At 36.9% G+C, this 9,160-nt stretch carries 8 protein-coding genes; 7 read left to right on the forward strand and 1 reads right to left on the reverse strand.

The annotated features are described in order from the left end of the window. The 3 genes from WC614_13780 to lpxB all read left to right on the forward strand — a co-directional run. Positions 1–434, forward strand: a 434-nt coding sequence (locus WC614_13780) for a M23 family metallopeptidase (GenBank protein ID MFA5034073.1), incomplete at its 5' end; no start/stop codon positions are given. A gap of 43 nt (positions 435–477) precedes the next feature. Then, a complete protein-coding gene (locus WC614_13785; protein ID MFA5034074.1) occupies positions 478–1,677 on the forward strand; it encodes an adenylosuccinate synthase in 1,200 nt (399 codons plus the stop codon). A 39-nt stretch (positions 1,678–1,716) separates the two neighbouring features. Next, on the forward strand, positions 1,717–2,847 hold the full coding sequence (gene lpxB, locus WC614_13790; GenBank protein MFA5034075.1) for a lipid-A-disaccharide synthase: 1,131 nt from the start codon (positions 1,717–1,719) through the stop codon (positions 2,845–2,847). A 42-nt stretch (positions 2,848–2,889) separates the two neighbouring features. Here lpxB and WC614_13795 read toward each other — a convergent pair whose 3' ends face one another. Then, positions 2,890–3,786, reverse strand: a complete 897-nt coding sequence (locus tag WC614_13795; GenBank protein ID MFA5034076.1) for a DMT family transporter — start codon at positions 3,784–3,786, stop codon at positions 2,890–2,892. A 201-nt stretch (positions 3,787–3,987) separates the two neighbouring features. On the opposite strand from WC614_13795, the gene WC614_13800 reads away from it, so the two are divergent. From WC614_13800 to purB, 4 genes are all read left to right on the forward strand, one after another. Beyond that, positions 3,988–4,716 (forward strand): hypothetical protein, encoded by a 729-nt coding sequence (locus WC614_13800; GenBank protein ID MFA5034077.1) that lies wholly within the window; start codon positions 3,988–3,990, stop codon positions 4,714–4,716. Positions 4,717–4,821: 105 nt separating this feature from the next. Further along, positions 4,822–6,015, forward strand: a complete 1,194-nt coding sequence (locus WC614_13805) for a hypothetical protein (protein MFA5034078.1) — start codon at positions 4,822–4,824, stop codon at positions 6,013–6,015. A gap of 148 nt (positions 6,016–6,163) precedes the next feature. After that, positions 6,164–7,291 (forward strand): hypothetical protein, encoded by a 1,128-nt coding sequence (locus WC614_13810; GenBank protein ID MFA5034079.1) that lies wholly within the window; start codon positions 6,164–6,166, stop codon positions 7,289–7,291. 307 nt (positions 7,292–7,598) lie between these two features. After that, the gene (purB, locus tag WC614_13815) at positions 7,599–8,894 is read left to right on the forward strand and encodes an adenylosuccinate lyase (protein ID MFA5034080.1); all 1,296 of its coding nucleotides are present in this window, start codon (positions 7,599–7,601) and stop codon (positions 8,892–8,894) included. Positions 8,895–9,160: the final 266 nt, after the last annotated feature.

The raw sequence follows: 9,160 nt of genomic DNA on the forward strand, positions 1-9,160 counted from the left end.
CTCATTCAATTAACAGAACGGAGAAAATACTTAATGCCACTCCCTCTGTCTGGCCCGCGCAAGGAGAAATTACTTCAAACTTTGGATGGCGTAGAATGGGAGGGCAGGGTGAATTTCACTCGGGTATGGATATTGCAAATAATGTAGGAACCCCTGTTTTAGCAACTGCAGCGGGCGTAATCACAAGAGTTGAAAATGCGGGAAGCCTTGGTTTGTGCATAGAAATTGACCATGGTTTCGGATATAGAACTTTATACGGACATCTTTCGCGCACTAAAGTCAATCTTTCTCAAAAAATAAATAGAAACGAAGTCATAGGTTATATAGGAAATACAGGACGTTCAACGGGTCCTCATCTTCATTATGAAGTAAGAGTAACTGGAGAATCTTCCCCTCCTGCGAACTATATAATTCCAGGTGCTACTACATATTAATTTTTCTTCTTTTATTTTTGTAGAGTAAATAAAAACTAAATATATGGTTAAAGTTATTGTCGGGACTCAGTTTGGCGACGAAGGCAAAGGAAGAATTATAGAACTTTTTTCAAAATCCGCATATGTAGTTGCAAGGTACCAGGGTGGAGCAAATGCAGGGCATACTTTAATTATTGATGGCAATACCGTTGTTTTTCATCTTGTACCTTGTGGAATTATATATCCAAACACGATGTGTGTAATTGGTAACGGAGTGGTTATTGATCCCGAAGCGCTTATAAATGAGTTAACAACTCTTGAAAAATATGGATTTAAAGCAGGTAAAAGATTTTTCATTAGTGATTCTGCGCATATTGTTATGCCTTATCATAAATCAAAAGATGATATTACAGGTAAAATCGGAACTACTCGTAAAGGTATAGGTCCTTGTTATGAAGACAAATGTGGAAGAAGAGGGATACGAATGATAGAACTTTTATATCCCGAGTTTTTTAAGGAAAAGCTTAAAACACTTGTTGCTGAGCCTGACTTTCAACCTATATATGAGCAATATTGTAAATACGGAGAAATACTTGCTCCTTATATTACCGATACAACTGCTCTTGTGAATAAATGGATAGCGGAGAAAAAAGAAGTGTTGCTTGAAGGAGCGCAAGGATTATTACTTGATATAGACCACGGAACGTATCCATATGTTACTTCATCAAACCCACATTCCGGTGGCGCATGCACAGGATTAGGCATAAGTCCAACTTGTATAGATGAAGTGATAGGCGTAACAAAAGCATACACTACACGCGTAGGAGCAGGCCCGATGCCTACGACGATGGCTCCCGATATAGAAGAAGCTATTCGTTCCCGCGGCAAAGAATATGGCGCTACAACAGGGAGACCAAGAGGATGCGGGTGGCTGGATATAGTGCTCCTTAAAAGAGCGTTAATGATAAATGGAATAAAAAAGATTGTACTAACTAAACTTGATACTTTAGATGAACTTTCACAACTTAAAATATGCACTAAATATGTTCCGGAAGCAAACTTCGCTTTACCGGAACAGATGTACAAAATCCAACCCGTGTATGAAGAACTGGATGGTTGGCAAACACCTATATCCGAAATAAGAGAATATAACAAATTGCCAACGGCAACAAAAAAATATGTTGAAAGAATTAGCGAACTACTGAATGTAAAAGTAGTAGCAATATGTGTAGGCCCTCAAAAAGATGCTACAATCTTTTTATAAACAAGTACTACCTCTTATCGACGTTATCCGTTAAATAATATGGGGGAAAAACTTCTTATTGTAACGGGCGAAATTTCCGGCGACTTGCACGCAGCAAAAGTAGTTAAAGAATTAAAATTACTTCTACCAGACATAAAAATAAGTGGCATCGGCGGGGAAAAATTAAGAGCGGAAAAAGTTAATCTTTTATATGATATAAAAGACCTCGCAGTTATAGGTTTTCTGGAAATTATACCCAAGTTTTTTAAAATACGGAATGCATTAAACCTTATTTATAAACATTTATTGGAAGAAAAACCCGACTTGTGTGTGCTTGTAGATTACCCCGGATTTAACCTGAAAGTCGCAAAATTTGCAAAAAAGCAAGGAGTTAAAGTAGTATATTATATTTTACCACAAGTATGGGCATGGGGAAAAGGGAGAATAAAAACAATAGAAAAATATGTGGATAAAGGAATAGTTATTCTGCCTTTTGAGCAACAGATTTACAAAAATCTGGAAACAAAATTTTTCGGCCATCCCCTTGTGGATATACTACAAGGTTATACGCCCACAAATATGGAGGAGGTTTCTCGGTCTCAATATAAAGTAGCTCTGTTGCCGGGTTCACGTAAAGATGAAATCTGCCACATCCTTCCTATAATGTTGAACTGCGTCAAACTGTTGCCGGAATACGAGTTTGTTTTGCCGGTTGCTTCCGGCATTGACAAAACCTGGCTCCAATCGATGATTAAAAATTGTCTGCCTGTTGACAAACAGAATAAGATAACGTTTTCGGATAATACGTATGAAACAATGAAAGACGTATCTTTTGCTCTTGTGAAATCGGGCACTTCTACTCTTGAAACCTGTATTATGAAAGTGCCAATGGTTATAATATACAAAACTTCCACGTTTTCTTATTTTATAAGCAGGTTAATTGTCAAAACTAAATGGATTGGGCTTCCAAATTTAATTGCAGGAAAACAAATCGTTCCTGAGTTTATACAATATAATGTAAACCCCGAAAAAATAGTCAATACTATGAAGGATATACTAAAAAATAAAAACGAATTAATCCGGGAGTTTGAAGCAATAATTTCCCTACTTGCTTTCCCAACAAATAAGCAGGGAGAGTCCGGAGTAGCAAAAAAAGTAGCTAATTTTATAGCTCAGGAATTCAAAAATTAGTAGGGGTTTATTGCATACGCCCATTCTAAAAATAACGAACCCCTACCCCAAAGCTGCCATAAGAGAGCCCGATACTGCAAGTATAATTGCGATAATACGTTGTAACGTAACGGGTTCTTTCAGTAGTAAAGCGGCGAATAAAAATATGAAAATGTTACTTGTTTGATTTAATGCCGAAGCAATAGAAACCTGCGTAAATTTCATCCCTGCCAACCACGTAACCATTGCAATATAAGCTCCGAGAAAAGAACTAATAATAGTAAACTTCCAGCCCTTAGAAATAAATAAAGAAGAAACAATTTTGTAACGGGATGGGAGGATTAATAAAATTATAATAAGTCCTAATAACCCGCCGACTAACCTAATTTCTGTTGACCATAATAAGGGAGACCTTACCAGTAAAGGTTTTATCATAACAACGCCTCCGGCCATTGCAATATCCGCGAGAATTCCCAAAGAAATTCCCAGTAAAAGTTTCTTGCGAGTTATTTGAAGTTTTTCTTTCCAGTTAATTGTTAATAACATAGCCAAGATAATCAGGATTATTCCAATAACCTGTAAAATAGAAAGAGTTTCTTTAAGCCAGATAATAGACATAGCTATGATAACGGGGCAATATACACAGGAGACGATAGAAGATAACCCTGCTCCTATAATGCTCAGACTTGCAAAAAAAAGCGTGTCACCAATGCCTATGCCAATAAATCCGCTAAAGATAAGCAATAAATATTCGTTAAAAGGAACAGCTCGGAATAAGGACTCTTTGAATAGCAACATAGTAGGTATGAATAAAATAAAAGCCATCGTATTTTTAAATAGATTAAGGGCAATAGGATGAACTGTCTCACTGCTTTTTTTAAAAAGAATGACTGCAAAAGCCCAAACAATAGCTGTTATAAACGCCAGCGTCTCGCCCAAATAGGGAATAGAGAAATTCATATAATCTTTTATACCACTTTTTATTTATCTGTCTATTTATTTGTGGAGTTTTTTTGGGTGGATCTGGCTTCAATCTTTACCCTTTTTTCTGTACCTTCTGTTCTTTTCCTCTGTGTTATCTGTGTTAATCCCTGCCTGCCGGCAGGCAAGTGCGTCACAATTTTCTCTGTTCTTTAAAGTAGTTGACTTACAGAATTTAATATGTTATACGAAATAAATATGATAGGAAATGTTATTTTTGTAATATTTCTAAACACACAGAGTATAGATTCTGCAGTTGCCCTTTATAAGACAAGACATATTAGAGCAGAAAACCTTAAAGAAAGCGCAGAAATTCTACAAAACGTAATAAACGAGGATTCCACTAATTTACGGGCAAATTATGAATTATCAAAGGTCTATTCTTTTTTAGGCTATGACGCAAAAACAAAAGAAGGAAAAGTTTTGTTTTATAATAAAGGCGTTGAGTATGGCAAAAAAGCAATAAGAATAGATGATAATTCCGAATGGGCACACTTATGGTATATGGCAAATACGGGAAGAATTGGACAACTAAAAGGTATCCTTAATGCTGTAAACATTATTCCGGAAATAAAAAAAGAAATAGAAAAAATATTACAAATTAATCCCAATTCTATAGAAGGACTTGATGCAAGAGCGGCGTTATATTATGAGTTGCCAGGGTTTCTTGGCGGAAATTTGAATAAATCAATGGAAGATTTAAATAAAGCCATTGTGATAGATTCTAATAATACTACTCTTTTAGTTGATATTGGAAAAGTCTATATAAAGAAAAAAGATTACAAAAAAGCAAGCTTATATTTACAAAAAGTTATTGATATGCTTAATCCGACAGATGAAGCAGGTTATGTCCTTTCTGATAAACCCAATGCCATTAAATTGCTAAATAAGTACGGAACGTCCCGCTAAGCGATTAGGGGTAAACAATTTGACATTTGTTGATTTCAGCAGGATAAATCTAACTTGACAAACACCGCATCCAATGACATGTTCTATATAGGTATCGCTTAAAATATGAAAAAACTAAATATAATAATACCTACGGTTCTTATTACTATAGTAATAATAGCAATTGGCTTATTAAGTGTAGCGAAAATTCAAATTCGTCTCTATAGTAATGGATGGTCCTGCTACGAAAATGGGCCTTGTGCTGAGATAGGAGATTGGCGTCGTTATCAAAGAGAACAGAATATTAAGGCTATTGCAGTTGAAGGGAATAAAATATGGGTGGGAACTGAAAACGGTTTGGTTTGTATGGACAAGGCTACTGGTGAAATGAAACATTATAGATATCCGAACTCAGGGTTACCCGATTATCATATCAAGTGTATTGCAATAGAGAACTCGACAAAGTGGATTGGTACCCGTTATGGTTTGGCAAAATTTGACGGCGTTGGCTGGATTATTTATACTGAAACCGAACCGAAATTTCCTGGTGCGAAAACCCAGACAAACAGGATTAAAACCCTATTGCCTTCAGATGAGATTAATTCTATTGTAGTAAAGAACTCGACAAAATGGATTGCAACTGTTTGTGGTCTGGCAAAATTCTGTGACACGGTTTGGACTGTTTATAATGCGGATAATTTGGGATTAGCTTCTTCCCGAAAAAGAAGTTCTCTTGATTTTTTTGCCATTGCACTCGAGGACTCAATAATATGGGGCGGGACAAAAAAGGGATTGGCAAGACTTGATGGCGCTAAGTGGACTATTTATGATAAGGATAACTCTGGATTGCCGGATAATCATGTTACCGCGATAGCAATAGAAGATAGCGTAAAATGGATTGGAACTTTGGGGTACGGGTTGGCGAAGTTTGACGGAATAAATTGGACTGTTTATAACACGAAAAATTCCCAATTACCTAATGATTGGATTAAGTCGATTGCGATAGAAGACTCTATAAAATGGATTGGAACTCATTCTAGATTGGTGAAATTTGACGGTATCAACTGGACTCTTTATAATGAAAAGAATTCAAAATTGCCTTCTAATCATATTAACGTTATCGTGGTAGACGGTTCGACAAAGTGGATTGGGACCCGTGCCGGATTGGCAAGATTTGACGGCGCCAAATGGACTGTTTATAATACGAGCAGTTTGGGATGGTTTTACAGGTTTATTTGTTACAATAAAATGAAAAAATCAAAGAAGTATGAGGACAAAATGAACAGACTATCGGAAAAATACGGCAGACTAAAAAATTGATTTTGATGAAATAAAACCGTTAAATATTTAGGGCACTATCTAAACTGTATTTTCTCTGCGACCTCTGCGCCTTTTTGTTCTGTGGCAACTATGGTGGTTTTATTTTCCTCTTGACTTTTTCTATATTTGCTCTTAAAAGATATATACTATGGCACATGTTTATACACCGGGACTAAAAGTCGCATCCAATACCAAAGTTCGCAAGGAACGCAGACTTCCATTAAAAGGAGAAGTAATCGTAACCATAGGAACAAAGGTAACCGCAGAAACAATGGTTGCGCGGACAGAATTGCCCGGCGACGTTAACCCTCTTAATATAGGCGGACTTTTAGGCGTTCCACCCGAAGATATTGAGCATTATCTTGTAAAACATCCCGGCGACTCCTTGACAAAGGGAGAGCCAATTGCCCAAACCAAAGGATTATTTGGTTTTATGAAAACGACAATAAATTCTCCTATAGATGGAACATTTGAAAGTCTATCTAAAATTACCGGACAGGCAATTTTAAGGCAGCCCCCAACCCTTGTTGCAATAAACGCATATATAGATGGTATCGTAACGGAAGTACTTGAAAACGAAGGTGTGATAATTGATACCGTAGGCGCGTTTATTCAGGGAATATTCGGTATAGGCGGAGAAACCGTGGGGATATTAAAAAAAGCAGTAGCTAATCCCGAGGATATATTAACGGCTCAAAACATTTCTTCTGCCGACAAGGATAAGATTCTTATCGCAGGTTCTTACGTAACTTGCGAAACTATGAAAAAAGCCGTAGAATGTGGATGTAAAGGCATTATAGTCGGAGGCATAGGCGATCAAGAATTAAAAGAATTTTTAGGATACGATATTGGTGTGGCAATAACCGGAACAGAAAAGAAAGGCTTAACACTAGTTGTTACGGAAGGATTTGGTCCGATGCAGATGGCGAAGAGAACTTTCGAGTTGCTTTGTTCTTTTGATGGGAGAAGGGCTTCCATAAACGGAGCAACCCAGATTCGCGCAGGAGTACTAAGGCCGGAAGTAATAATTCCTTTAAGCGAAGACGAAAAAGATATAAAAGCAGTAAAAGAAATAGAAATAAAAGGTGTGGATATAGGCACAAGAGTACGAATAATCAGAGAACCTTATTTCGGTAAATTAGGAAAAGTGAAAAGCTTACCTTCCGAATTAAGACAAATAGAAACAGGCACAAAAGTGCGAACATTTGAAATAACCTTAGACGATGGAACGGATGCTATTTTACCTCGCGCAAATGTTGAAATGATAGAAGAGTAATTTGTCCCCTTTCAATCTTTCTTTTGTTTTCCGTGTTCTTTCGTGGTAAATCTTTTCGTTTTTCTGTTCTTTGTTATTTCCTCTGCACCCTCTCTGTTTTTTTTCTCTCCATTCTGTTATCCCTAATTTATCTTTCCTTCTCTGTGTTCTCTGTGGTTTGATTTCTCCGTTTTTCTATTCGTCTCTGCGGTGAGAATTATCTGTTCCACATCTTTTCGTAGGGGCAGACCTGTGCGTCTGTCCATTCTGTTGTTTTTCGTATATAATTTTTCTTGCTTTTTAGAAAACTCTATATATACTCAACCTTATGATAGAAAGATATACCACAAAAGAATTCAAAGATTTCTGGACGGAAGAATATAAATACAAAAAATGGCTGGAAGTTGAACTCGCAGTTTTGGATGCGTATGTAAAACTTGGCAAAATACCTTCTAACGTTGTAACTCCTATAAAAAAGAAAGCAAAAATCAACATCCAAAGAATTAACGAACTGGAATTAATTACCCAGCACGATCTTATCGCTTTCCTTGAAAGCCTTAAAGAAAGCGTAGGCCCAGATGCAAAATGGATACATATGGGCTTAACCTCTTATGACATAGAAGATACTGCGCTTGCTTTGTTACTTAAAGAATCAGGTGAAATTATCTTGAAAGAACTTGAGAGTTTGTTGGATGTCATAAAGAAAAGAGCAAAAGAAGAAAAATATACCCTGATAGCAGGTAGGACTCACGGAATTCAGGCAGAGCCGATTTCGGTCGGTCTGAAATTCCTTGTTTGGTATGACGAAGCATTAAGAAACAAACGTAGGCTTTTATCCGCAATAGAAACAATATCTTATGGCAAAATTTCGGGGGCTTGCGGGAATTATCCTCATATAACGCCTGAACTGGAAAGACTTGTATGCAAAAACTTAGACTTAAAGCCTGCACCTATTTCAACCCAGATTATTCAAAGGGATAACCACGCAGAATTTATTCTTGCTCTTGCTATGATAGCTACTTCCTGCGAGAAAACGGCTCAAGAAATAAGACATCTCCAGAGAACGGAAATACATGAATTGGAAGAGCCTTTTGGAAGTGGACAAAAAGGGTCGTCTGCAATGCCTCACAAAAAGAACCCTGTGATTTGTGAAAGGATATGCGGGTTAGCGAGAGTAATCCGTTCTAACTCAATGGCGGCGATGCAAAACATACCGTTGTGGGGAGAACGTGACATTTCAAATTCCTCTTCCGAACGAATAATTATTCCGGACTCAATTATGCTTACTCATTATATGTTAAGAAAAACAAAAGACGTAATTGCAGGATTAAAAATTATAAATAAAAATCTAGAAAAGAATTTAGAACTCACAAGAGGACAAATATTTTCAGGAAGAATATTGAAAGAGTTTCTTGCAAAAGGAATAGAACGTGAAACGGCATACAAAATCGTCCAGAGTTCGGCATTCAGGGCTGAAGCAGAAAATAAGCATTTAAGAGACATTCTTTTAGAAGATAAACTTGTAAAAAAGACATTTTCCGCAAAAGCCGTTACAGATTTTTTCAACCCCAAGTATTATCTCCGATGGGTGGATTATATATTTGATGCGGTTTTAAAACAATAGTTTTTTCTGCTATCTTTTCCTTCTACGGTGTCTTAATGTCCCTAAGCTTTGCTGAATAAGCTGGTCTCCCTGGGATAGGAATCCCTCCAGTAAAAGATTCCGGACAATCCAGCCGAGGCGGGATGTCGCTACGCTCCATAATCTTTTTCCTAATTAACATAAGGGCTTGTAAGTAATTGTTAAAGCTTCAAGGGGTTCCTATAATGCTCTTTGCGGGGATAATTTCTATTGTCTGCGATAATCTAAATCTTTTTTATATCTGTATT

The organism is bacterium (assembly GCA_041649255.1).
In the GTDB taxonomy this organism is placed as follows: Bacteria; Hydrothermota; UBA3073; order JACQXS01; family JAQTXJ01; genus JAQTXJ01.

Excerpts from the sequence above, each read along its gene's own strand:
- WC614_13785 (MFA5034074.1), top strand. The coding sequence starts at position 478 with ATGGTTAAAGTTATTGTCGGGACTCAGTTTGGCGACGAAGGCAAAGGA.
- lpxB (MFA5034075.1), top strand. The coding sequence starts at position 1,717 with ATGGGGGAAAAACTTCTTATTGTAACGGGCGAAATTTCCGGCGACTTG.
- WC614_13795 (MFA5034076.1), bottom strand. The coding sequence starts at position 3,786 with ATGAATTTCTCTATTCCCTATTTGGGCGAGACGCTGGCGTTTATAACA.
- WC614_13800 (MFA5034077.1), top strand. The coding sequence starts at position 3,988 with ATGTTATACGAAATAAATATGATAGGAAATGTTATTTTTGTAATATTT.
- WC614_13805 (MFA5034078.1), top strand. The coding sequence starts at position 4,822 with ATGAAAAAACTAAATATAATAATACCTACGGTTCTTATTACTATAGTA.
- WC614_13810 (MFA5034079.1), top strand. The coding sequence starts at position 6,164 with ATGGCACATGTTTATACACCGGGACTAAAAGTCGCATCCAATACCAAA.
- purB (MFA5034080.1), top strand. The coding sequence starts at position 7,599 with ATGATAGAAAGATATACCACAAAAGAATTCAAAGATTTCTGGACGGAA.